Annotated in this window: 20 protein-coding genes; 7 read left to right on the top strand and 13 right to left on the bottom strand. The window is 52.9% G+C overall.

What is annotated here, in order from left to right; translation table 11 throughout:
* Positions 1–11: 11 nt before the first annotated feature.
* Genes sufB through iscR form a run of 3 tightly spaced genes read right to left on the bottom strand, consistent with a single transcriptional unit; the run spans position 12 to position 3,111 of the window.
* Positions 12–1,535: a Fe-S cluster assembly protein SufB gene (gene sufB, locus EBB79_RS10245; RefSeq protein ID WP_127748800.1), complete on the bottom strand. Its 1,524-nt coding sequence runs from the start codon at positions 1,533–1,535 to the stop codon at positions 12–14.
* A gap of 16 nt (positions 1,536–1,551) precedes the next feature.
* On the bottom strand, positions 1,552–2,595 hold the full coding sequence (locus EBB79_RS10240) for a cysteine desulfurase family protein (protein ID WP_127748799.1): 1,044 nt from the start codon (positions 2,593–2,595) through the stop codon (positions 1,552–1,554).
* Positions 2,596–2,649: 54 nt separating this feature from the next.
* Positions 2,650–3,111, bottom strand: a complete 462-nt coding sequence (iscR, locus tag EBB79_RS10235; RefSeq protein ID WP_127748798.1) for a Fe-S cluster assembly transcriptional regulator IscR — start codon at positions 3,109–3,111, stop codon at positions 2,650–2,652.
* 193 nt (positions 3,112–3,304) lie between these two features.
* On the opposite strand from iscR, the gene EBB79_RS10230 reads away from it, so the two are divergent.
* Genes EBB79_RS10230 through EBB79_RS10220 form a run of 3 tightly spaced genes read left to right on the top strand, consistent with a single transcriptional unit; the run spans position 3,305 to position 5,348 of the window.
* Positions 3,305–3,958, top strand: coding sequence for an alpha/beta hydrolase (locus EBB79_RS10230; RefSeq protein ID WP_127748797.1), 654 nt, complete (start codon positions 3,305–3,307; stop codon positions 3,956–3,958).
* Positions 3,958–4,200, top strand: coding sequence for a hypothetical protein (locus EBB79_RS10225; RefSeq protein ID WP_127748796.1), 243 nt, complete (start codon positions 3,958–3,960; stop codon positions 4,198–4,200). The genes EBB79_RS10230 and EBB79_RS10225 overlap by 1 nt, the downstream gene beginning before the upstream one ends.
* Entirely contained in the window at positions 4,197–5,348 is a 1,152-nt protein-coding gene (locus EBB79_RS10220; protein WP_127748795.1) for an HD domain-containing protein, read from the top strand. The genes EBB79_RS10225 and EBB79_RS10220 overlap by 4 nt, the downstream gene beginning before the upstream one ends.
* A 49-nt stretch (positions 5,349–5,397) precedes the next feature.
* Here EBB79_RS10220 and EBB79_RS10215 read toward each other — a convergent pair whose 3' ends face one another.
* From EBB79_RS10215 to EBB79_RS10205, 3 genes are all read right to left on the bottom strand, one after another.
* Positions 5,398–6,906: a methyl-accepting chemotaxis protein gene (locus tag EBB79_RS10215; protein ID WP_164860783.1), complete on the bottom strand. Its 1,509-nt coding sequence runs from the start codon at positions 6,904–6,906 to the stop codon at positions 5,398–5,400.
* 92 nt (positions 6,907–6,998) lie between these two features.
* Positions 6,999–7,298 (bottom strand): hypothetical protein, encoded by a 300-nt coding sequence (locus tag EBB79_RS10210; protein ID WP_127748793.1) that lies wholly within the window; start codon positions 7,296–7,298, stop codon positions 6,999–7,001.
* A gap of 380 nt (positions 7,299–7,678) precedes the next feature.
* Complete coding sequence (locus tag EBB79_RS10205) at positions 7,679–8,458, bottom strand: class II glutamine amidotransferase (RefSeq protein ID WP_127748792.1); 780 nt, start codon at positions 8,456–8,458, stop codon at positions 7,679–7,681.
* Between the two features lie 266 nt (positions 8,459–8,724).
* Between EBB79_RS10205 and EBB79_RS10200 the strand changes: the two genes are divergently transcribed.
* Both EBB79_RS10200 and typA read left to right on the top strand, forming a co-directional pair.
* A complete protein-coding gene (locus EBB79_RS10200) occupies positions 8,725–9,060 on the top strand; it encodes a DMT family transporter (protein ID WP_127748791.1) in 336 nt (111 codons plus the stop codon).
* A gap of 133 nt (positions 9,061–9,193) precedes the next feature.
* Positions 9,194–11,014, top strand: coding sequence for a translational GTPase TypA (gene typA / locus EBB79_RS10195; RefSeq protein WP_127748790.1), 1,821 nt, complete (start codon positions 9,194–9,196; stop codon positions 11,012–11,014).
* Positions 11,015–11,148: 134 nt separating this feature from the next.
* Here typA and EBB79_RS10190 read toward each other — a convergent pair whose 3' ends face one another.
* From EBB79_RS10190 to recA, 3 genes are all read right to left on the bottom strand, one after another.
* A complete protein-coding gene (locus EBB79_RS10190; RefSeq protein WP_127748789.1) occupies positions 11,149–11,436 on the bottom strand; it encodes a DUF1330 domain-containing protein in 288 nt (95 codons plus the stop codon).
* A 5-nt stretch (positions 11,437–11,441) separates the two neighbouring features.
* Positions 11,442–14,102: an alanine--tRNA ligase gene (alaS, locus tag EBB79_RS10185; protein WP_127748788.1), complete on the bottom strand. Its 2,661-nt coding sequence runs from the start codon at positions 14,100–14,102 to the stop codon at positions 11,442–11,444.
* A 144-nt stretch (positions 14,103–14,246) separates the two neighbouring features.
* Positions 14,247–15,311 carry a recombinase RecA gene (recA, locus tag EBB79_RS10180; protein ID WP_127748787.1) on the bottom strand — a complete coding sequence of 355 codons (1,065 nt, stop codon included), beginning with the start codon at positions 15,309–15,311 and terminating at the stop codon, positions 14,247–14,249.
* A 190-nt stretch (positions 15,312–15,501) separates the two neighbouring features.
* On the opposite strand from recA, the gene EBB79_RS10175 reads away from it, so the two are divergent.
* Entirely contained in the window at positions 15,502–16,095 is a 594-nt protein-coding gene (locus EBB79_RS10175; protein WP_127748786.1) for a gamma-glutamyl kinase, read from the top strand.
* Between the two features lie 37 nt (positions 16,096–16,132).
* Here EBB79_RS10175 and EBB79_RS10170 read toward each other — a convergent pair whose 3' ends face one another.
* From EBB79_RS10170 to guaB, 3 genes are all read right to left on the bottom strand, one after another.
* Positions 16,133–18,439 (bottom strand): hybrid sensor histidine kinase/response regulator, encoded by a 2,307-nt coding sequence (locus EBB79_RS10170; RefSeq protein WP_127748785.1) that lies wholly within the window; start codon positions 18,437–18,439, stop codon positions 16,133–16,135.
* Between the two features lie 92 nt (positions 18,440–18,531).
* On the bottom strand, positions 18,532–19,710 hold the full coding sequence (locus EBB79_RS10165) for an RsmB/NOP family class I SAM-dependent RNA methyltransferase (RefSeq protein ID WP_127748784.1): 1,179 nt from the start codon (positions 19,708–19,710) through the stop codon (positions 18,532–18,534).
* Between the two features lie 50 nt (positions 19,711–19,760).
* Positions 19,761–21,209 carry an IMP dehydrogenase gene (gene guaB / locus EBB79_RS10160; protein ID WP_127748783.1) on the bottom strand — a complete coding sequence of 483 codons (1,449 nt, stop codon included), beginning with the start codon at positions 21,207–21,209 and terminating at the stop codon, positions 19,761–19,763.
* A gap of 258 nt (positions 21,210–21,467) precedes the next feature.
* On the opposite strand from guaB, the gene EBB79_RS10155 reads away from it, so the two are divergent.
* Entirely contained in the window at positions 21,468–23,504 is a 2,037-nt protein-coding gene (locus EBB79_RS10155) for an ASKHA domain-containing protein (protein WP_127748782.1), read from the top strand.
* A 36-nt stretch (positions 23,505–23,540) separates the two neighbouring features.
* Here the strand turns inward: EBB79_RS10155 and EBB79_RS10150 are convergent, their stop codons facing one another.
* Positions 23,541–25,109, bottom strand: coding sequence for an amidohydrolase (locus EBB79_RS10150; protein ID WP_238705076.1), 1,569 nt, complete (start codon positions 25,107–25,109; stop codon positions 23,541–23,543).
* Positions 25,110–25,186: the final 77 nt, after the last annotated feature.

The raw sequence follows: 25,186 nt of genomic DNA, 5'->3' as shown, positions 1-25,186 counted from the left end.
GGCGGCTGCGGCTATCCCACAGACCCTTCCAAAGAGATCGCTACAAGTTGCTGCGCTTCCATCGCAAATTCCATCGGCAAAGCCTGCAATACATCCTTACAGAATCCATTAACCACCAAGGCAACTGCTTCTTCTTCGTCCATTCCACGCGAGCGGCAATAGAACAGTTGTTCGTCATCCACCTTGGACGTCGTCGCCTCATGCTCAACCCGCGCCGAATTATTCTTGACCTCAATATACGGAACCGTATGGGCTCCGCATTTGTTGCCAATCAACAAACTGTCGCATTGGGTGTAATTGCGCGCATTTTTAGCTTTGGAGTGCATCGAAACCAGACCGCGATAAGTATTTTGTGCGTGTCCAGCGCTGATGCCTTTGGACACGATCCGAGACTTGGTGTTTTTGCCCAGGTGAACCATTTTGGTACCGGTGTCGGCTTGCTGGTAATTGTTAGCAATTGCAATGGAATAGAATTCACCCTGGCTGTCGTCACCGCGGAGAATGCACGAGGGGTATTTCCAGGTTACTGCCGAGCCGGTTTCGACCTGGGTCCACATAATCTTGGCGCGGTCACCACGACAATCAGCGCGTTTGGTGACGAAATTGTAGATTCCACCTTTGCCGTTTTCATCACCGGGATACCAGTTTTGAACGGTCGAGTATTTTACTTCTGCGTCTTCTTCGATGATGATCTCGACGACAGCAGCGTGCAATTGGGCGATATCGCGGGCTGGCGCGGTACAGCCTTCAAGATATGACACGTAAGAGCCCTTATCGGCGATAATCAGCGTGCGCTCAAACTGACCGGTATTCTCAGCGTTGATACGGAAGTAGGTCGACAGCTCCATGGGGCAGCGAACGCCGGGCGGAACATAAACGAACGACCCGTCGGAAAACACAGCCGAATTCAGCGTCGCATAGAAATTGTCGGATACTGGAACAACAGTACCAAGATATTTCTTAACCAGTTCAGGGTGTTCGCGGATGGCCTCGGAGATCGAACAAAAAATGACCCCTGCGGCTTTTAGCTCGGCTTGGAATGTGGTGCCGACAGAAACAGAGTCAAATACCGCATCCACTGCCACTTTTCGACCTTCGGCAGGCGCATTCTCGGCGCCTTCCACTCCAGCCAAAATCATCTGTTCTTTCAGAGGGATACCAAGCTTTTCGTAGGTTGCCAGTAATTTGGGGTCGACCTCATCCAGGGACTTTGGCTTGACTTCCATCGATTTGGGACGGGCATAGTAATACTGATCCTGGAAATCGATTTCCGGATAATCAACCATGGCCCAGCTTGGCTCTTCTTTGGTCAGCCATCTCTCATAGGCCTCCAGCCGCCAGTCCGTCATCCACTGTGGCTCTTCATTCTTTTCAGAAATCAACCGAACGATGTCAGGAGACAACCCTTTTGGGGCATATTCCATCTCAATTTCGGTTTCCCAGCCATATTTGTAAGCGCCGCCAACTTCGCGCACTGTATCGACGGTCTCCTGATCAACGCCTTCTTTTACTTGTATCTGGTCCAAAGCGGCCATTTTAGGTCTCCTTTGCTCACGCCACCCGGGCGCGATAAGTCTTTTCTTTTGCCAGCCACGTGTCTGCAAATCGCAGCACATCGCTTTCGCTTGTTTCGGGGCCCAGCGACACACGAATGGCGCTCTGAGCTGTGATTTCGTCGTATCCCATGGCCGTCAGCACGGCGCTTCCGCGGACCTTGCCGCTAGAGCAAGCCGATCCGGCGCTGATTGCATAACCAGCCAGGTCCATTTGCATAACTTGGGTCTCGCCTTTCCAACCGGGAGTAGCGAAACACAGTGTATTTGGCAGGCGGGGAACTGATTGCCCCACAAAAATAGTGTTTTGAGTTCCAGCCACAAGGGCCTGCTCCAGCATATTTCGCAGGGCTTCAACGCGTTCCCACACGCCATCAGCCAAGTCACGGGCAGCGGCTTCGGATGCAGCGCCAAAGCCTGCTATTCCGATAACGTTTTCAGTACCGCCGCGGCGCCCCATTTCCTGACCTCCACCTTTGATCTGAGTGGCCAGCTCGGTTCCACGCTTCAAAACAACAGCGCCGGTTCCCTTAGGCCCCCCCAGTTTATGCGCCGAAATGAGAGCGCGTGTTACGCCTAACCAATTGAAGGCAATAGGAAGCTTTCCAAATGCTTGTGTTGCGTCGGAAACGGCCAACCCCTGTGGCAGGATCTGAAGGATACCGGTTTCAGAATTGGCAAGCTGCAGAGCCGTACGGTTAGGCTGCTCAACTGTCACGGCTCCGTTGTGACTTACGGGTAGATCCTCAGAAATCCAAGACCTTACAGCATCATGTTCAAGTGCAGAACCATGTAATTTTTGGTCACCACAGGCGAGTAAGGCGCCTTCAGTTGATCCTGACGTGAACACTATATCCGCCCCATCCGCCCCAAAGGCTGAGGACACTTGAGCGCGAGCTCGCTCCACCAGTGCTTTGGCGGCGCGGCCCTCACCGTGGACCGAAGACGGATTGCCGCAAACATCCATCGCCGCGATCATCGCAGCGCGTGCTTCGGGCCGTAACATCGTTGTGGCATTGTGATCCAGGTAAACCCTAGTCATAGATACATGTTTTCCCGGTTTTGTCCGCCATAAACAGACTGTAATTCTGACTGCTCATTCAGCGTCAACTACTGAAAACAATCCCGGCACTGCAGGACAGGGCGCGAGGTCATTGTTGATGATATCCGATAGCCGTGTTTGGTGCAGGAACACATACACATGTGCACTTAACCCCTCCCACAAACGGTTCGTAAGCGATTGCGCCCGACTACCAGACGTCCCCCCTGACGCACCGGCGCCCTTATGCATAGCATCCACCGTCTCGTCCACCGCAGATAGGATTTCAACGACACGAATCTCCGACGCAGGGCGCGCCAAACGATACCCACCGCCAGGGCCTCGCACTGAACAAACCAACTCAGCACGGCGTAGCTTGACGAATAGTTGTTCTAAATAGGGTAAGGAGACATCTTGGCGTTTTGAAATGTCTCCTAATACGACCAATTTATCCGTGGGCTGCAACGCAATATCGGCCAATGCAACCATGGCATAGCGCCCTTTTGTCGAAAGCTTCATGTTTGTCGTACTCCAATCGGCCTGAACACAGCGAAAACATTGACCTTAGCGGCGTCAGTGCGTATCTCAGCCTGACGGAGCAAGGTTTTTATACTGCGCCCACATTTAGAACCGTTCTAAGGTGCCTTAGGGAATTCGTCAAGAATTACCCGACAGGCATCTCCCGCAAAAAAAGAATAGGATCCAACTGCCCATGCCTGAGGTCATTTTTCCCGGACCCGAAGGCCGCCTTGAAGGCCGCTATCACCCTCAAAAAGAGCGTGACGCGCCCATCGCAATTGTGTTGCATCCGCACCCACAATTTGGCGGCACCATGAACAATAAGGTGGTCTATAACCTCCACTATGCGTTCTATAATATGGGGTTCACCGTATTGCGGTTTAACTTCCGCGGTGTTGGACGTAGCCAGGGCGAATATGACCAAGGCGTGGGTGAGCTGTCTGATGCGGCTTCGGCGCTCGATTATTTGCAGTCGATGAACAACAATTCGAAACATTGTTGGGTTGCTGGTTTTTCCTTTGGTTCGTGGATCGGCATGCAGTTGCTGATGCGCCGTCCCGAGATCACTGGGTTCATTTCGGTATCGCCACCGGCCAATATGTATGACTTCTCGTTTCTGGCGCCCTGCCCGTCTTCGGGTTTGATCATCAATGGCACATCCGACAGAGTTGCCCCGCCGGCGGATACTGTGAATCTTGTGAACAAGCTGCACGAGCAGAAGGGTATTACCATCACCCATCAGGAAATTGAGGGCGCTGACCACTTTTTCCAGGAGCCTCACATGGACCACATGATCGGGAATGTCTCCGATTATGTAAAACGCCGCCTGACAGAAAACACCCGCTAATGGGGACGCTTGAACGGCTTGCCGAACAATTGGCTGATGACACTATGAAAGTGCAGGACGCTACTGGTCAAGACCGCTTGTTCATGGAGGTAAGCGGCGTCTTGGCCGCTTCCTCCCAGACGTTGGAAGAAGCATTTCTAACTGAAATGCGCGTGCGCCTGGCTGAACGCATTGCGCGCAAGTTTCTGAACAAGAAAATAGCCGAAGCCCAAGCCGCGACTGAAGGTGACATAAAATCGTGACGAGCCGGTTAGACGGGCAGTTTGAATTCCTCTTAGAGGCGGACAAATTGCGCCAAGTGGAACGTGCCAATCTGATCCTGGATTGTTCACGGCGTGAAAATTCGGCAGAGCACAGCTGGCACCTTGCGCTCTATGCTTTGGTGCTAGCGCCCCTGGCGGCGCCGGATGTCAAAATCGCCCGTGTTATCAAAATGCTGCTGCTCCACGATTTGGTTGAAATCGATGTGGGTGACCACCCCATTCATGAAGCAACCAATTGGCATGCGGTGGCTCAGGCTGAACAAGTGGCTGCAAAACGCTTGTTTGGTTTACTGCCGGATGACCAAGGTGCCGATATGCTTGCCCTGTGGCAAGAGTTCGAAACCAATCAATCCAGCGATGCACGGTTCGCCAAACAACTAGACCGTTGCCAGCCAATATTTCAAACTCTATATGGCGCTTGTCCGGTTCCAGAACATCTTGAGATCGTCAAGAATACTCTGGACGGTGGACGTGCTGCTTCTCTCGAACATGAATTTCCTGAGGCCTATTTGCATGCCCAGGAGTTGCTGGGCCGCCCTGCAGCTAAGACCTTGGACTCATTGACCTGCCGTCTGCCATTTCTAAACGAGGCCGACGGACTAAAACAGGTTCTGCGAGCTACACTTTTGGGCAATGGCTCTCGGCGTGAGAATTCAGCCGAACACAGCTGGCACATTATGCTTTATGCGTGGGTGCTGGCAGAACATTCCGCCGACAATATTGATATCGACCGTGTTATGATTATGCTTCTGCTGCATGATATCGTGGAAATCGACGCCGGCGATGCCCCCATTCACGGGCACATAGATCAAGTCGCTTTGGCAGCCAAGGAAGAGGCAGCAGCAACGCGGCTGTTTGGATTGTTGCCCAAGGATCAGGATACAGAATTTAATACGTTGTGGCATGAATTCGAAGCTGCTGAAAGTCATGATGCTATTTTTGCCAAGTCGATCGATCGCGTTCAGCCTGTGTTGTTAAACCTGCTCAATGGCGGCGGTAGCTGGGTCGAATATCAAGTGTCGCTTGATCAGATTGACACCCGTGTTGGCCAAAAGGTTCTTCGGGGCGCACCTGAGGTTTGGCATCATGTCAGGGCACGCATAAAACCTTGGTTTGACGCCGTTTAGACGCCACCGCCCCCGACCAACACAATATTGGCCGGGGGGCTGTACAGATTTAACTGGCAACCCTAAAAGTCGCTCCATTGTTCATGTCGACAACATCTGAAAACTCGTTATCTGCGCCTGAACTGTACTGCGACAAAGTCGCTTCTAGATCGCGTGCCTTCAAGTCCATGGTCATGCTGAGGGCTGACATTTCTTCGACCAGAGCGGCGTTGGTTTGTGTCGCGTTGTCAAGCGAACCTAGCGCATCTGCCATTTCCGAAAGCGCTGATGCCTGATCTGTCGAGGTCGACGATATTTTTCCAATCAAATCATTGGTAACCGAGACCTTCTTAACGATATCCTCCAGAGCTTTGCCCGCGCTATTCACCAATGTGGAACCTTCATCAACCTGAATGGCACTAGTGCTAATTAGACTTTTGACTTGGTTCGCGGCATCAGCCGTGCGCTGAGCAAGGCCTCGCACTTCGGCGGCAACTACCGCAAAGCCACGACCACTATCCCCTGCGCGGGCGGCTTCAACACCGGCGTTCAGCGCCAACAAATTCGTCTGGAATGAAATGTCCTCGATCACATCAATGATTTTGGAGATTTCTGCGGAAGATTGTTGAATGTTTCCCATCGCATCAACCGCCGATTTCATCAATGATCCATTGTCGACCGCACTGGTATAGGCGCTGTTGGCGTTTTCAGTAGCCGAACTTGAATCAGCAGCTGTGTTTTTGACAGACGAACTCAGCTCCTGCAGCGCAACGCTGGTTTCCGTTAATGTTGCCGCCTGGGATTCCGTCCGGGTAGACAGGCTTTGCACTGATTGCGATACTTCCATAGCATTGGTCCTGAATTCACCGGAAGTCGACACTGCCATACCGATTCCAGATGCAAGGCTTTCTGCCAACCGGTTGAAATTGTCCCGCATCGGTTTGTAAGCTTCGGGAAACTCCTCGTTGATTTGGCAGTCCAGATCGCCTTCGGCCATTTTGTCCAGGTGACGCCGGAATGTCGCCACAACGGCCTCGGCTTCCTGCTGGTTCTGAAGGGCTTGATCCTGTGCCGTTTCCGCAGCCTTGGCCTGAGACACCGCAATTGTCTGCTGGTGCTGCAACTCGATATCGGTAGCATGGCGTTTCAGGATGGAAATCAGCAACACAGCTGTTTCCATGACAACTATAAGGGCATGCAAAACTGTGCGACTAAGATTGCTCATCAGATCACCACCTGGGTACAAAAGATTTGGCATCAAGACGCTTAACGACAAGTGGTGAACCGCAATCAGACCTGCAGCAAAGACCAAGGCTCCGGCGTTGGACAAAGTCGCAACAATCGCCAGTGTCGCAAAGAACAGCATATGTGCATCTATCTGCCAGGGATGTCCTGAGAATGCCGTGGTAAATAAGATCGAATGACCAACGAAACAAAAAGCCAGTACATAGTCACGTGTGCCCTCTGACGATTTGTCTGATAAAAAGGCCAGAACGCCCAACATCAGGCTGATGGGGGATATGATCCACCACGGCATTGCATCGTTCAAGAACACAGTAACAAGTGTTGGTGCGGGCATCAAAATCCAGCTGGAAATTTGCTGTACTCTATTCTCACCTACGGTTTCGCTACGTCCCAATGGGGCGCTTCCGCTGGGAATAATCTTAGACTTCAAACTCCGCATAGTTCTGATACCTTTTTTCCATCAAATACAAACCAGGCCCCATTGTTATGTAAATTCTCTATGTCTCCGACCCTTGAGAGCGTTGTCAAAGCACCAAAAACAGCCCGTTCCGGAGCAATTTCAAACAGGCCGGCTTGCTCAATGACTTGAGGCGCTGATGTTCCCCAGGGACTGGCAATCACCAGGACAGGCGAACCAACCTCAGGAGCAGGGCCCGCGACCAGCAACAGCAACGGGGCAAGCGATGTTATTAAAACTGCGAAAAAACAGAGAATTACATTCCTCATGGTTTACCTTTCGCGTTTGTTTAACCAAACGGTGGTTCAGATTTAGTTACTTTGACGATGTAACCGCAAGAAATTAGAAAGTACCAAAAAGCTAATTCATGCATTGCTGACGTCTTCGCGTGCAAAAAAAGTGGTATGCACGACCAGTAATGCCTTGTTATTGAACAATTACTGGCGAACATTGGTGAGGATGTAACTTTATACTAAACGCATCCCAAACAAAGCAATCTCAGGTAGCCGGTGACATAAGTATACTGTTATGTTTGATTTTTTTACGCCCCTATCGGTTTACGGGACCTGATGAAAGGGCGTAGATCACAGTTGATAAAGCACTGCGGCGACCAGAGACGCTAAAGAGTTTTGCTAGAAGGAGCCTATGGTTAGCTCTCAGGCGAAAAATCAGTCAGGGTAACGGTGTCGCCATTCAGTTCCAAGAAGGTTCCCGGTTCTAACTCAGTCCATCCATCTTCATCGGTCTCCAACGGCTCTGACACCACGGCCCAGCCTTGGTGAGTGTCACTCCATCGATAATAGACCGATGGCGCGATGAGATCAGATGAATATCGCGCCGCAAACAGCCGATGGCCATCAGAAAGAGCAGCAGACAGTCGCATATGGGGCGTGCTCCCCCGTTGACGGGACAGTGTCTCCAATCGGGCAACTGCACGGCCAAGCGCGCCTTGCGGGTCATTTTCCAACCCCTCGCCTAACGCCATCAGAAACAGGACCTCGCTGTCAGTGGCGCCTTTTCGATGCTGATACAGTTCATCTGGTATGCACATGTCGGCTTGCTTGCGGAAATGTTCAAAACCTCCGGCTTGCCCATTATGCATAAAGCTCCAGTTTCCAACCGTGAAGGGATGGCAGTTGTTCCGACTGATCGCTGAGCCGGTTGACGCGCGGACATGAGCCAAAAACAGCCTGGATTGAATGTGATGCGCTACAGACCGTAAATTTGGATCAGACCAGGCCGGGTAAACATCCCGGTACAGCCCCGGTTGCGGACGGGTGTCATACCATGCGACACCAAAACCATCCCCATTTGTCGATGTCTTGCACTCTTCAGCCTCTTTGCTCTGCTCAATCAGAGAATGGTCGGGGCGTGAGATAATATCCTCAAGAAAGATTGGTTCTCCTATATAGGCAGCCCATCGACACATTGTGTTATCCTTCTTTATTGATCACGAAATTGGCACAAGTACCCATTGAACAAAATTTGTGGGTTGTCAGTATACCCCGCGCCACACCAGGTCGAGTGTGGCACCGCACAGCCAGTTGTTCGATTTTTTAGGCTTTCCATGCCACATTTGTACTGGACGCGACACCGGCCGCCGTTTCCAAGATTGAATTTCCCAAATGCTCAATTATGAGTGCATCATTCATATTGCTTAGATTTTAGAATCCTGCCCCATCCAGAAAGTCAAAAATGCCCGTCCAGTATCTGTACCTAATTGTAGCTGTTGCAGCCGAAACAGTAGGCACTACCGCTCTGCAGGCCAGCAAGGAATTTACACGGTTGGTGCCGTCGTTGATCGTCGTCGCGAGCTATTCGGTTTCGTTCTACTTTCTGGGCATGACCTTGCGCTATATGCCCGTTGGCATTGTCTACGCCATCTGGTCCGGGCTAGGAATCGTATTGATCGCGGCTATTGGTTATGTGGTCTTTGGCCAAAAGCTGGATCTGGCGGCGACACTCGGGATGACGCTGATTATCCTTGGAATCGTGATCATCCAGCTATTTTCCAAGTCCACCAGCCACTGATCGAATAAACGTTCCACCAGATATAACAAAACACTGGTGAACACAGCTTTGATGTTGCCGAGATGCATTTTCTCTGGCCTTTGGCCAGAGTTCACGCTATGGGCGCAGCAACTCCCTTACAAAGGCTGACTTCATGGAACTGCGCAACATTGCGATCATCGCTCACGTGGATCACGGCAAAACCACTCTTGTGGATGAAATGCTGAAACAATCCGGTGTTTTCCGCGACAACCAGGCGGTGGCTGAACGCGCCATGGACTCCAACGACCTGGAACGTGAACGCGGCATCACAATCCTTGCCAAAGCCACCTCGGTGGAATGGAAAGGCACCCGTATCAATATCGTTGACACCCCAGGTCACGCCGACTTCGGTGGCGAGGTAGAGCGGATCCTTTCGATGGTCGACGGTGTTGTGTTGCTGGTTGATGCTGCCGAAGGTCCGATGCCACAGACCAAGTTTGTGACGTCCAAGGCGCTGGCGCTGGGGCTTAAGCCTATTGTTGTTGTCAACAAAGTCGACAAACCAGATGGCGAACCGGACCGTGCACTGGACGAATGTTTCGACCTTTTCGCGAACCTTGGCGCCTCGGACGAACAATTGGATTTTCCAACCATGTACGCATCTGGCCGTTCTGGCTGGGCTGACATGAGCCTTGAAGGGCCACGTGAAGACTTGACGGCAATGTTCGACCTGATTGTTGAGCATGTCCCTGCCCCAGCCCAGCAGAACCGCAAAGACGAACCGTTCCGGATGCTTGCCACCACTTTGGGTCACGATGCATTTATTGGTCGTCTGCTGACGGGCCGTGTCGAAAGCGGCACGCTGAAAGCTGGGGAAACCATGAAGGGCCTGTCCCGTGATGGCACCCAGATCGAAAGTTTCCGGGTCACCAAAATCCTGGCCTTCCGTGGGTTGACACAGCAGCCGATCGACGTCGCTGAAGCCGGTGACATCGTATCTATTGCGGGCATGGCCAAGGTTACAGTTGCAGACAGCATCGTTGATCCAGAAGTCACGGAAGCAATGGAAGCACAGCCGATCGATCCTCCGACGATCACAGTCACTTTTGGCATCAACGACAGCCCTTTGGCTGGCCGCGACGGCAAACATGTTCAGTCGCGCGTCATTCGCAACCGCTTGATGAAAGAAGCCGAAACAAACGTTGCAATCCGCATTACGGACACGCCGGGCGGCGACGCTTTTGAAGTCGCAGGTCGTGGTGAATTGCAGATGGGCGTTTTGATCGAAAACATGCGCCGCGAGGGTTTTGAGCTATCGATTTCGCGCCCCCAGGTTCTGTTCCGCGAGATTGACGGTGAACGCCATGAGCCGGTTGAAGAAGTCACCATTGATGTGGATGACGAGTATTCTGGTGTTGTGATCGAAAAGCTTACCGGTGTACGCAAAGGATCGCTGACCGAGATGAAACCAGCAGGTGCTGGCAAAACCCGTGTCATCGCGCACGTTCCGTCGCGTGGCTTGATCGGCTATCAGGGCGAGTTCATGACCGATACACGTGGTACTGGTGTGCTGAACCGTGTGTTCCATGAATGGGCGCCATACAAAGGAAAAATTCCAGGTCGTCGCGCCGGCGTTCTGATTTCGATGGACAGCGGTCAGTCGGTGGCCTTCGCTTTGTGGAACCTTGAAGAGCGCGGCAAAATGTTCATTGGCGCCCAGGCAAATGTCTATCAGGGCATGATCATTGGCGAACACAGCCGTGAGAACGATCTGGAAGTGAACCCACTAAAAGGTAAGAAGCTGACCAACGTTCGGGCTTCTGGTACCGACGAGGCCGTACGCCTTACAACCCCAGTGACCCTGTCGCTGGAGCAGTCGATTGCCTATATCGACAATGACGAACTGGTCGAGGTTACACCTAACGCTATTCGTTTGCGCAAGCGTCATCTGGATCCGCACGAGCGCAAACGCGCATCACGCGCTGCCGGATAAATCTAAAATGGGCGTCCACCGGGGCGCCTATTTTTATTGTCAGATCAAAATATTAGGGGCACCGGATACTATCCGATGCCCCTAAATTTTGGCAATTTCGTTGGCGTGACAAGCACACCAAAACGCGAGGCGACTTAGTCGCTGGTTTCGACGACCATCAGTTCACGTTCAGATGCACCCCGTGCGTGATTCAGAGCCTCTTGGTATTCTGGACTGTTGTAACAATCGACAGCAGCGTCCACAGACGGAAATTTGGCGACTACATTACGCGGACGCTCCTTGCCCTCCAACTGCACAAACTTACCACCACGCGCGATGAATTCTCCGCCGTGCTTGGCAATCGCTGGACCGGCCAGTTTTGCATATTTGCCATAAGCATCGGCGTCAGTCACCGTTACATGTGCTATCCATAGTGCTCCCATGGGTATTATCCTTCCAATACGGTTTCGGCAGCTTTAATTGCTGCATCCGAATTTGTGATGTCCTTGCCGCCACCCTGCGCCATGTCAGGACGGCCACCGCCGCCTTTTCCGCCCAGTTCAACCACAGCCGCCTTGACCAGGTCCACTGCTGACAGCTTGCCAACCAGATCCTTGGTAATGCCCGCTGCAACTGCAGCCTTGCCGCCGGTGTCCGCTATTAGTAGGACCGCGCCAGATTTTAAACGATCTTTGTGTTCGTCAATCAAGGCGGGCAGATCACGGCCCGACACGCCGGTCAAAACCTGAGCAATAAACGAAACACCATTGATGGTTTTGGCTTCCGCGCCGCCTCCCTCGCCAGTGCCGCCTGCCATAGCCAGTTCACGGCGCAATTGAGAAACCTCGTTTTGCAGCGACTTGCGGTCATCCATCAAAGCCTTCAATCGATCCAGAACTTCGTCCGATTGGGCCTTTAAGGCATTGGCAACTTTGCCCATACGCATCGATTCACGTTCGATATGGGCAAAGGCAGCACCACCTGTCAGGGCCTCGATCCGACGCACGCCTGCCGATGACGCACTGTCACCCAACAGAACAAAGGTGCCAATATCGCCAGTCTGTTTGACATGGGTACCGCCACAGAGTTCGATCGAATAGGTCGTTCCGTCACGACCCTTTCCGGTTTCCGCTTGCCCCATAGACACCACTCGAACCTCATCTCCATATTTTTCACCGAACAAGGCCTGCGCTCCAATTGCGCGGGCGTCATCCGGTGTCATGATGCGGGTTTCAACCTGGCTGTTTTGCCGGATAAATCTATTAACGTCGGTCGCAACTTTGCTCAACTCCTCAGCTGACAGTGCTTTGGAATGGCTGAAATCGAACCGTAACCGGTCTTCTGCATTCAGTGATCCGCGCTGAGCAACGTGGTTCCCCAAAGTTTCGCGTAACGCTTCGTGAAGCAAATGCGTCGCCGAGTGATTTGCACGAATAGCCGAGCGTTGGGCATGATCGACCTGCAGCTGTGCGGCTGCTCCGGTGCCAATGGTGCCATTGATTACTTCAGCAAAGTGAATAAATACACCGGCGGCCTTGCGAGTAGTCGTCACAAGGGCATGCCCGCCTTCCGTACGGATCGTACCCACATCGCCAACTTGTCCCCCGGATTCGGCGTAAAACGGGGTTTGGTTTAGGACAACCTGGACCTTTTCACCCGAGCCGGCCGATTTGACTTCTGCACCATCCCGAACCAATGCCGCAATCTGCCCTTCGGCGACCTCAGTGTCATAACCAAGGAAATCAGTCGTTCCATGGGTTTCAGCTATATCAAACCAGATGGTGCTGTCAGCGGCCTCGCCTGAACCAGTCCAGGCGGCACGGGCCTTGGCCTTTTGCTCTGCCATGGCAGTGTCAAAGCCGTCCGTATCCACAGTACGACCTTTTTCGCGTAGGGCATCCTGGGTCAGATCCAGTGGGAAGCCAAAGGTATCGTACAGCTTAAAGGCTGCGGCTCCCGGCAGCGGAGCATCTTGCTCCAATGTGTCCAGTTCATCATCCAAAAGTTTCAAACCGCGGTCCAACGTCTGCTTGAACCGAGTTTCTTCTTGCCGCAGGGTTTCCTCAATCAGCGCCTGAGCCTGGCCCAGTTCCGGGTATGCTGCGCCCATTTGCTGCACCAATGCGGGTACCAACTGATGCATTACCGGGTCTTTGGCTCCCAATAGATGCGCGTGACGCATGGCGCGGCGCATAATACGGCGCAGGACATACCCACGGCCGTCATTCGCCGGCATCACTCCGTCAGCGATCAAGAATGAGGTTGAGCGCAAATGGTCGGCAATCACCCTGTGATGCACGTTCTGGTCACCATAAGGATCCACGGACGTCACATGGGCGGAGGCCTCGATCAAAGCCTTGAAAAGATCAGTGTCATAATTGTCATGGCTGCCCTGCAGCAATGCGCCAATGCGTTCTAGTCCCATTCCGGTATCAATGGACTGCATATCCAATGCTGTCATCGACCCATCTTCGAACTGCTCATTCTGCATGAAGACAACATTCCAGATTTCGATGAACCGATCACCATCTTCATCTGGACTACCCGGAGGGCCGCCTGGGATATGGTCGCCGTGGTCAAAGAAAATCTCGGTGCAGGGTCCGCAAGGACCTGTTGGGCCCATTTGCCAGAAATTGTCGTTGGTCGGGATACGGATAATCCGATCATCACTGAACCCGGCAACTTTCTTCCAAATTTCCGCCGCCTCGTCATCGGTATGATAAACTGTGACGAGCAACCGATCTTTGGGGATATCGAATTCTTTGGTCAGGAGCTCCCAAGCGTAAGGGATTGCTTCCTTTTTGAAATAATCACCGAAACTGAAGTTTCCCAACATTTCAAAGAATGTATGATGGCGAGCGGTGTATCCGACATTGTCGAGGTCATTGTGTTTGCCGCCTGCCCTGACGCATTTTTGCGCACTGGTGGCGCGCGCGTAATCGCGTGTTTCTACGCCGGTAAACAGGTTTTTGAACTGGACCATCCCGGAATTGACAAACATCAGCGTTGGATCGTTACGCGGCACCAGTGGGCTGGACGCGACAACCTCGTGCCCCTGTTTGGAATAGTAGTTCAGAAATGTGGATCGAATTTCGTTCAGAGTTGGCATTTTCAGGTCTCTTGACGGGCATTGGAAAGCGTTCCGAGAAGGTGTAGCGGTCACACCCGGCACTGTCCACTGTTGCCACCGGTCAAGAGTATATGAAAAGGGCACAAACAGTGTTGCGCCCTTTTCAATTAGTTAAAGAAGATATCAGGCCTCGAGGATGTCATCCCCACCGTCTATTTCAGGCCGGTCAAATTCCAAGCCATGGGCCGCTCGGATTTTGTCTTCGATATCGATGGCGATATGCGCATGTTCACGTAAGTAAGTCTTGGCATTTTCGCGGCCCTGACCGATCCGTTCATCACCATAACTGAACCAAGATCCCGACTTATTCACAACGCCAGCTGCAACCCCAAGGTCCAGCAGCTCGCCCATTTTAGAGATGCCTTCGCCATACATAATGTCAAATTCGACTTGCTTGAACGGAGGTGCAACTTTATTCTTCACCACTTTCACACGAGTGGCATTCCCAACAATTTCATCGCGGTCTTTAAGGGCGCCAATACGACGAATATCCAGGCGCACGGATGAATAGAACTTCAGTGCATTGCCGCCAGTGGTAGTTTCAGGAGATCCAAACATCACGCCAATTTTCATGCGAATCTGGTTGATAAAGATCACCATACATTTCGACTTGCTGATCGAACCGGTCAACTTACGCATTGCCTGGCTCATCAAGCGGGCCTGGACGCCGACACTGCTGTCGCCCATGTCACCCTCCAGCTCTGATTTTGGAATCAACGCAGCTACGGAATCGACGACAATCATATTGACAGCCCCCGAGCGCACCAACGTGTCGGTGATTTCCAAGGCCTGCTCACCGGTGTCCGGTTGCGAGATCAGCAACTCGTCTAAATTCACACCCAGTTTTTGCGCATACATCGGATCAAGCGCGTGCTCTGCATCGACAAACGCGCAAACCCCGCCCTTTTTCTGCTGCTCAGCAACACAGTGGAGCGTCAATGTGGTTTTGCCTGAACTTTCTGGTCCATAAATTTCAATAATCCGGCCCATCGGCAAGCCACCAATGCCGAGTGCGATATCCAGCCCTAATGAACCGGTTGAACTGGCTTCAATTTCTTGAATGGTGTTGTCGCCAAGCTTCATGATTGAACCTTTACCGAACTGCCGTTCAATCTGCGCCAGAGCGCTATCCAGCGCCTTTTGCTTGTCGCCGCTTTTCTTGTCTTTCATGGTCAAAAGATCCGCCATATTCCCCTGTCCCTCTCTTTGTGTCACACCCATGCGTGGGCGGCAATCACTGCTTTGTTCCCCTCCCGTTCTTTATGCGTACAAAAGGAGAACAATGCAAATGAAAACTTCCCTCCCTGACAGTTCGCCGATAGAGTTAAGAAGGTGTTTACCATCTCTGACTATGTGAATATTTGACCGGAACTTTACGATGCTTGTATTTTTTAAAGAACGTCTTGTCCTGTTGTCGGTACCGAAGACGGGGACCACTGCCTATCACACTGCCTTACGAGACCGGGCCGATATAGTTTACTCTGATCCGCCTGAGCTAAAACATGCGCCGCTGTATCGGTATAACCGCTGGATTCGGCCGATGTTTAAGAAGGTCTGTGATGCCGAAATGGAGGTTGTGGCGGTGATGCGTGAGCCAGTCAGCTGGTTAGGAAGCTGGTACCGGTTTCGACGCCGCCCTTTTATGAACGGCAAAGAAAACTCTACAAGCAATGTTTCATTTGATGACTTTGTCCTTGCATATTGTCAGGGACAGCAGCCTGGGTTTGCCAATGTCGGCAGCCAAGCAAAGTTTTTGGAAACTCAGCCCAATGGGTGCGCTGTCTCGCACCTGTTTCGTTACGAACAACAAGAACGGTTGATTGGTTTCCTAGAAAAGCGATTATCTACAACGCTTGTTCTCCCACAACAAAATGTCAGCCCTGCAATGGAATTGTCATTATCGCCTCAAGTTGACGCACAGCTGCGTAAAAAATGCGTTTCAGAGTTTGACCTATATGCGTCCATTGGCTGACCAGCAGCCCATGAAAATCCCGATAATCTACAGCCGGTCAGTTCAATTGGTCGTGCACGGTTTCTGTCAGCTGGTTTAGCGAAAACGGCTTGGGCAGGAAGACAGAGTTAGGCACATTTGGTTCGGACTCTCCGAATGCCCCTTCCGCATAACCTGAGACAAAGACAACCCGTGTATCAGGGCGTGTTTTCAATGCTTCGCGGACCCAACTCGGGCCATCCATTCCAGGCATGACGACATCCGTAACAAAGACATCAACACTCAATCCCGGGTCTTCAAGTGTCCGCAATGCATCCTCAGCCGATTCAGCCTCTAGCACAGTGTAGCCACGTAGGCGCAATGCACGCGAGGCAAAGGCCCGCACTGGCGCTTCGTCTTCTACCAAAAGAACTACACCTTCACCGTGTTTTGGAACGACGGCCTCAATCTTGGGTCCAGCAGATTTTGACGCAGTCGCATTTGCCTGATGGACGGGGAAATACAGAGTGAACTCTGTTCCTGACCCTTTGATGGAATCCACAAAAATATACCCACCAGTCTGCTTAATAATCCCATAAGCAGTGGACAATCCAAGTCCAGTACCCTCGCCGGTCCGTTTGGTGGTATAGAAAGGTTCGAACACTTTCTGAACTTTGTCCGGATCGATGCCGATCCCTTCGTCTTGAACTTTGACGGTCACCCAATCGCCAGAAGGCACAGTTGCCCGGTTCCGTTCAATGGGGCGGTCCAACGAAACGACCTCTGTCTCGATGCGGATCTCGCCGCCCTGTGGCATTGCGTCTCGCGCATTCACCACCAAGTTCATCAGCACCTGCTCAAGCTGCCTTTTGTCGGCGCGGATGGATCGCATCACTGGATCATGGCTAAGCGTAAGAGTAACCTTTTCTCCAACGAGCCGGTTCAACAGGTGAGTCAAATCGGACAGTGTGTCCCGCAGATCCAGGACTTCAGGCAGAAGTGTCTGTTTGCGCGAGAATGCCAGAAGTTGGCTCACCAAGGCGGCCGCACGGTTGGCATTTTCATGAATTTGGATCAAGTCACCAAAGTCCTGATCACCCTGATCATGCCGCAATAGCAACAGATCACAATGGCCGGAGATTGCGGTCAAAAGATTGTTGAAATCATGCGCAACGCCTCCAGCCAGCTGGCCAATCGCTTGCATTTTCTGACTTTGCACAAATTGGGCTTCAAGCGTTTTAAGCTCTGTAGCGTCATTCAGAACTGCAATCAGAACTGTGACACCGTCCTCGACCGCACGGCTCAATGTGACTTGTACGAACACTTCTTTGTCACGTCGTGACAAGCGAAGGAATTCCGATTTGTTCGGCGCCAAACCGTCTGCCGTGTCACGCAACCAATCCGACATTGGCCGCCCCAGGCCTTCCATCAGTTGGCCTAACTTCATATCTTTGCAATTCGAAGCACCCAAAAGGCCAAGCGCCAATTTGTTTACGGACAACACTTCGCCGGTAGGAGCTACTTTTAAAAACGGCACTGGAAGGTCAACAAAGCTGGTCCCGGAACCAGAACTTCCAGCTTCGTCTGTCTCAAGGAAGTATAGTTCGTTACGACCCTGGGTCCGTGTATTTTCCACCACCAGTGCTTGGATTGGACCACTGGCGGTGCTCATTGTATTAATCTGCCCTGATCGGACCGGCAGGTCCACAAACAACCGATCCAGAGATTTGATGCGGCCGCCGATCAGTGTCCGTGCTGCCTCATTCATGAACAACACAGCCCCTGTGCGCCCGACAGTCATCATAGGTATTGGAATGCTCTCAGCATTTCGCCCGGCACTGGCACGTTCGACAATATCTTCAACCCGCCACAGGAAACTGCCACCCTGCATCTGATGCACTGCCAGCCGAACATGGCCACGGCGCGTAATCACGTCCTCTTGTGCTGCCCCATCTGTTAGAGCGCGGCTTTGCAGGCGAAATAATACGGCAGAAGGGTTGGCCAATACCGCTCGTAAGGTGCCTGCAAGTGTTTCCTTTTCCGCATCCGTGAACCGCCGCTCAGCAGCTGCATTGCGCGCGTGTATAAAACCGTCATCATCGGCAACAAAACTGGGGCTGGCATCCTTCTCAATAAATCCAGTCAGCAGATCCGTGGCCATTGCCCGTGCCCGCAGCCTAACCCGGGCCTGCAGTGCCATCAAACCGGCCACGGCGACCAAAGTCAGACCAACCGCTATTAGGCCACGTTCAACCCAATCAGGCCAGCCAAAGACCCATGAGGCTGAACACATCATGATAGCCAGCAGCACTGTCGCTGCCAGCCGCGCTGTCTCAGGGGCAGAAACACGCAGGTCCGGAACAGGAGAATTGGGGCGACCGATCATTACGGCTCCGTCAGCTAACTTCGTAAGTGCCTATTTCGCGGCATAGATGGTTAAGGCCGCGTTAAGGAAATGCAGCTTTCCGCCTAAGACACCTAGCAATCTACAGCTAAACGGGTCAACACAGCACAATAAAACCCGTCTGTACCATTCTGCACCTGCCAAGACTGTTCTGATGCCACTTTCCAACCAGATGATTGGGCCATAAAACCAGTTAATTGCTCTGTATTTTCAGAGTTCAAAACAGAGCAAGTAACATAGGCCAGACTGCCACCTGCAACAACAAGATCAGCCGCCGTGTTCAGAATGTTTTGCTGTGTTTCTTGCAATTCTAACAATTGCTCCGCACTCAGCAGCCACTTGCCCTCTGGTGATCGCCGCCAAGAGCCTGATCCTGAACAGGGTGCATCACATAAAACTAAATCATATGGTCCGAATTCGGAGAGGGTTTCTGGCTTAAGCACACCAACATCTGCGCCAGCCCGGTGTGCCCGGTCCGGTAAGTCCTGCATCCGGCGCGGTGCGGCGTCATGGGCAAAAAGCGATAGGTTCGCCCGCGCTGCCATCGCCAGACTTTTTCCGCCTCCGCCGGCACAATAGTCCAGCACCTTCATGCCATCGCGAAGGGGCAGCGCTTCGACAACCGCTTGGCTGGCTGCGTCCTGCAACTCAACCAGGCCCGACAGATATGCCTCAGAATTGCGAATACGTCGCGCACCCTCGATCACTTCCAATGCGGTTTCCGCAGCTGCATGTGGTTGGCAAATGACACCTTCGTTCGCCAATGCCTCAATCGCCTGTTCAGTATTGGACCGCAGCAGATTAACCCGCAAATGCACCGGAGCGCGGTGGCGCAATGCTTCGGCTGTTGCCTTGGCGTTATCGCCCAGACTGGCAGAAAATTGCGGCCACAACCATTCGGGTATATCCACAGCTTCTGCATCCGTGGCCGCGGCCCGTGGCGTCAGGCCCTCTTCCTCATTTAGTTCCGAAGGGCCGTAGCCCACTCCGTTGAACATCGTATCTGGGTCAATATCTGCTTCCCGCAGAGCCCCCAGCATCAAACCACGTCCTGTGCTGGCCCCGCCAAGAGCTGCATGCGATCGGCGGCACCGCAGGGCTGAAAACACATGGTCACGCACTGCGGCGCGGTCCTTGGATCCGGCAAAACGGCTGCGACGGGACCAACCCGTAAGGGCGCGTTCCGCATGGTCTCCATCTAGAATGTCATCAAGGATCTCAATTGCAGCTTGAAGCCGTGCAGCGGGGGTCATTGTTTGGCTCTTTTCGAATGTTCAATCGTCATCGTTGTATTCCCTGCAGGTCAACCGGCCCGATAGTTAGGGCTTTCTCGGGTAATTTGGACGTCATGGACATGGCTTTCTTTCAAACCAGAGCCGGTAATACGCACAAACTCGCAATTCTCCCGCATTTCTGCGATTGTAGCACAGCCAGTATAGCCCATTGCCGCACGAAGCCCGCCAACCAATTGATGGACAACAGTCCCTGCCGGGCCTTTGTAGGACACTTGGCCCTCGATACCTTCTGGGACCAGCTTGTCACTGGCGGCGTCTTTTTGGAAATAGCGATCGGCCGAGCCACGTGCCATTGCGCCGATGCTGCCCATACCCCGATAGGATTTGTACGAGCGGCCCTGATACAGGATCACCTCGCCTGGGCTTTCATCGGTGCCGGCGATCATCGATCCAACCATGGCACAGGATGCGCCGGCAGCAATTGCTTTGGCAAAATCGCCGGAAAACTTGATACCACCGTCAGCAATCACAGGCACATCGCCGGCCTTTGCCGCGCAGTCCATGATAGCGGTCAGCTGTGGAACACCAACACCGGCGACAATGCGCGTTGTGCAAATCGATCCAGGGCCAATACCCACTTTGACTGCATCTGCACCCGCATCAATCAACGCCTGTGTCGCGGCGGCTGTGGCGACATTCCCTGCAATCACTTGAACAGAGCTCGAAATCTTTTTGGCGCGGTTGACCGCTTCGATCACACCGGCAGAGTGCCCGTGCGCTGTATCAATTACCACAATATCAACACCGGCATCTATCAGCGCTTCAGTTCGTTCGAACCCAGAGTCACCAACCGAGCTGGCAGCGGCGACACGCAATCGGCCAAGGTCATCCTTGCAAGCCGTGGGATTTAACACAGCCTGCTCAATATCCTTCAGCGTTAACAGACCCGTCAGTTTGCCGACCTCATCTGTTACCAGCAGTTTTTCGATGCGGCGCGCTTCCATCAACGACTTGGCTTCGGCCAGATCTGCAGGCTCATGGAGGACGGCCAGTTTGTCCGAAGACATCATCACAGAGACCGGTGTTTGATCATCCGAGGCAAACCGCATGTCACGGTTGGTTACAATTCCAACAACGCGCCCCATATCGTCCACAACCGGGAATCCCGTCACACGATACCGTTCCTGCAGTGCTTTTGCATCTGCCAGGGTTTGATTGGCAGTCAGGGTAATCGGGTTGTAAACAATGCCGCTCTCAAACCGTTTTACCCGACTTACCTGCATGGCCTGCTCTGCAGCAGTCAGGTTCTTGTGGATAACGCCCATACCGCCGGCCTGTGCCATCGCAATGGCCATCCGAGCTTCGGTGACCGTGTCCATTGCGGAACTGAGCAATGGGATGTTCAGCGCAATGGACTGCGTCACAAATGTCCGCGTATCGGCCGTACTTGGCAGCACGCTCGACGCCGCCGGCACCAGAAGAACATCATCAAAGGTAAAAGCCTCACGAATCTGCATTTTATATCCCCATGCATAGCCCGTTTGGCGGCCACCCTATCGCATGGATACCGGTCAGAGGAAAGGGGCAGCGGTGATTTTTGCCAAAGCGCCAAACCTGTCGACATCTTGATGGAGATTTGGGGGGCTAATTCTACATTCCAGGCACATATTTGGATAAAATGCCGCCACTGGACTAGAAAATGACGCGACCTGCCTTTCGCTTACTGCAAAACTTCATATTCTGCGCATCAAATACGAACACTTGAAAGCAGGCACATGACCACTGATCCCCTTGTCGTCTTCACCCCCTCAGGCAAACGGGGAAATTTCCCAGTAGGGACTCCGGTATTGACGGTTGCGCGACAGTTGGGTGTCGACCTTGACTCGGTCTGTGGTGGCCGTGGAATTTGTTCAAAGTGCCAGATTACTCCGTCTTACGGTGAATTCCCCAAACACGGTGTCACCGTCACAGATGATGCGCTAAGCGAGTGGAATAAAGTCGAACAACGGTATAAGGACAAGCGTGGTCTGACGGCAGGACGCCGTCTTGGTTGTCAGGCAACAGTTCAGGGCGATGTCGTCATTGACGTGCCGCCAGAGAGCCAGGTGCACCGCCAGGTGGTCCGCAAACGGGCCGAAGCGCGTGACATCGAGATGAATCCGTCTACTCGCCTGTTCTATGTTGAGGTTGAGCAGCCCGACATGCACAAACCCTCGGGTGATATGGAACGGCTGCTAGAGGCCCTGGAGGTTCAGTGGTCTTTGCAAAATGTCAAAGCAGACTTTGAAATTCTGCGCAGTGTACAGCCAATTTTGCGCAAGGGCGGTTGGAAAGTCACTGTTGCGGTGCATTTGGGCGATGAGGTTCAGCCACCAAAAATCATGCATGTTTGGCCTGGCTTTTACGAGGGATCAATCTATGGACTTGCTGTTGATCTTGGCTCAACCACAATAGCCGCGCACCTGTGTGATTTGCAAAGCGGCGAGGTTGTTGCGTCCTCGGGCATTATGAATCCGCAAATCCGGTTCGGTGAAGACCTGATGAGCCGTGTCTCCTATTCGATGATGAACAAGGGGGGTGATCAGGAAATGACCCGCGCAGTGCGCGAAGGTATGAATGCTTTATTTGTACAGGTCGCGTCGGAAGCTGGGATCGACAAGGCACTGATTGTTGACGCTGTATTTGTTTGCAATCCGGTTATGCACCATTTGTTTCTGGGTATTGACCCGTTTGAACTGGGACAGGCGCCGTTTGCGCTGGCCACCTCTAATGCACTTGCAGTGCAGGCGACCGACCTAGACTTGGAGATCCACCCAGCTGCACGAGTATATCTGCTTCCCTGTATCGCAGGTCACGTCGGCGCAGACGCCGCCGCAGTTGCGCTGTCCGAGGCCCCCAATAAGTCCAAAGACCTGGTGCTGGTCGTTGACGTCGGTACCAATGCGGAAATCCTGCTCGGCAACACCGACAAAGTCCTGGCCTGCTCTTCGCCGACTGGCCCTGCCTTTGAGGGCGCGCAGATCAGTTCCGGTCAGCGGGCGGCCCCTGGCGCCATTGAACGGATAGAAATCGATCCAGTAACAAAAGACCCACGGTTCCAAGTGATCGGATCGGATATGTGGTCGGATGAGGCGGGTTTTGCAGATGTCATAGCCGTTACCGGCGTCACCGGGATCTGCGGGTCTGGCATTATCGAAGCCATTGCAGAAATGCGGCTGGCCGGTTTGTTGGATGCATCAGGGTTGATCGGGTCGTCCGAGCAAACCGGAACACCGCGTTGTATTGCTGATGGTCGGACAAATTCTTATGTCATTTGGGACGGCACCCCGGATGGCGGCCCGCTGATCACGGTCACCAACCCTGATATTCGCGCCATCCAAATGGCCAAGGCGGCACTCTATTCCGGTGCCCGTCTGTTGATGGACAAATTTGGTGTCGATACCGTCGATCGGGTGGTCCTGGCCGGAGCCTTTGGCGCCCATATTTCAGCCAAGCATGCGATGGTGCTTGGGATGATACCAGACTGCCCCCTCGCCAATGTGACTTCGGCGGGCAACGCGGCTGGCACAGGCGCCAGAATTGCGCTGCTGAACACAAAATCGCGCGTTGAAATCGAGGAAACCGTGCGCCAGATCGAGAAGATCGAAACTGCCGTTGAACCCCGGTTTCAAGAGCATTTTGTCAACGCCTCGGCGATCCCAAATGCGATTGAGCCATTTCCGATATTGAGCACGCTGGTTACCCTGCCCAATGTCAACTTTAACACTGGCAGTGACGATTCTGGCGGCAGACGCAGGCGCCGTCGAGGCTAAGGCTTGCAGTTTTTTGCCTCCATGCGATCTGCTTATTCAGAATTGAGATTTCAGCAGCCGCCACACTAACCCTGGGCTCAAGGTTGCAATCCAGCGAAGATCGACGGGTTGCCCGTCGATCAAAACACCTGTCACCTGAAGCTGGGCAATGTCTGACGGATCGGTGGTGAGCGGATTGCCATTCACGATTGTGAAATCAGCCTTTTTACCAATTTGGATGGACCCCAATTGCGTCTCTTGGCCCAGCTGTTTCGCTGCATTCAATGTCATTGCGGCCAGCGCCTGTTCAGCACTAAGAGCTTGATCCCCTGCAATCACGTTACCACTAAGGCTTTGTCGGGTGATTGACGTTGCCATCGTCTGCATCGGATCAAGAGGTGTTGCTGGATGATCGCCATGAAGGGTGATCACCACCCCAGCTGACTGTGCGCTTGCTGTGGGCATGTAACGTCCGACCCGCTGAGCTCCGAATAGGTCCTGCAGTTGATCGCCGTAATACGTGATGTGATCGACAAAGAACCCCAACGACACGCCAATGTCCCCTGCCCTCGAAATCTGATCCGCCGTGATCAGTGCATTATGTTCAAGTCGGTGGCTTACTCCTGGCTCTGGAACGTCCTGAGACAACCGTTCAAGCACATTCAACGCAACGTCTATGGCCCGTTCCCCCTGAACATGCAGCGCAATTTGGTGACCAGACTGGTGTTGCGGCAACAATTTCTCATAGAGGTCATTCTCCCGCAGCAAAACCTCGCCATGGTGCCCGGCCTGCAATCCAAGTGTTTCAGATGTCAGTGACGTTACTTCATAGGGATCACGAGTAGCAGCTCCACCCGTAAACGGGGATCCATCCAGCCAGTATTTACGTCCGACAACTGCACTCTTATTTTGCGAATTGTGGCCTGTATCATCCTGATTTTCGAGAAGGTAGATGAAACTACGCAATGATGGGCTGTTATTCGCGCCGATCCTGGACAATAATCCAACCGGATCTGGATGTCGGCCAACCGCGCCTGCAACCCCTATGCTGGTAAAACCCACTTTGGCATAGGCCTGATACTGGCGCCGCACCAGCAGTTCCACAATGGCATCTGCCGCCGGAGGAATAGCCGAGATCGCCTGGTTAACCAATTCCAGTTCCCTGAGTTCAGCTCCGTTGGCCTGTTGAATGCCTGCTGCCTTCAATCCGGCGCTGTTGACAAACGCCTCATGGAGCATCTGGGTCAAAATCAGCATTGGTTTATCAGGTGCAATAGCGTCAAGCTCTTCCAAGGTCGGCGTGTGTAATCCGCTAACAGCGATAGGATCCCAGCCAAATGCGACAATCCACGGTGTTAACTGCACCCCGTCGGCTGCTTCGGCCAATGCGTCCATGATCTCTTGTCGTGACGCATAATGCGCGCTCCCAATATTTACAGTAGCCCCCAATAATGCACTTGCAATGGGATGCGTATGGGGCTCGATCAGCCCAGGAATTATGGTGTTGCCCGGATAACGGATCACCTGCGCATTACTCTGAGACGACAGTGCAGCCAGCGATCCAACAGATTTGATAATATCATTTTCAACCAGGATCGCCTCGACCTCAGGCTGATCAGGGTCCATGGTCAAAATGGTCTCAGCTGTCAAAATATACTGAATAGGCAGTGCAGGAGACTGGCTATACCAAAATATAGAAAGAC

Source organism: Parasedimentitalea marina (assembly GCF_004006175.1).
Lineage (GTDB): Bacteria > Pseudomonadota > Alphaproteobacteria > Rhodobacterales > Rhodobacteraceae > Parasedimentitalea > Parasedimentitalea marina.
This window is presented reverse-complemented; position numbering and strand designations above follow the sequence as displayed.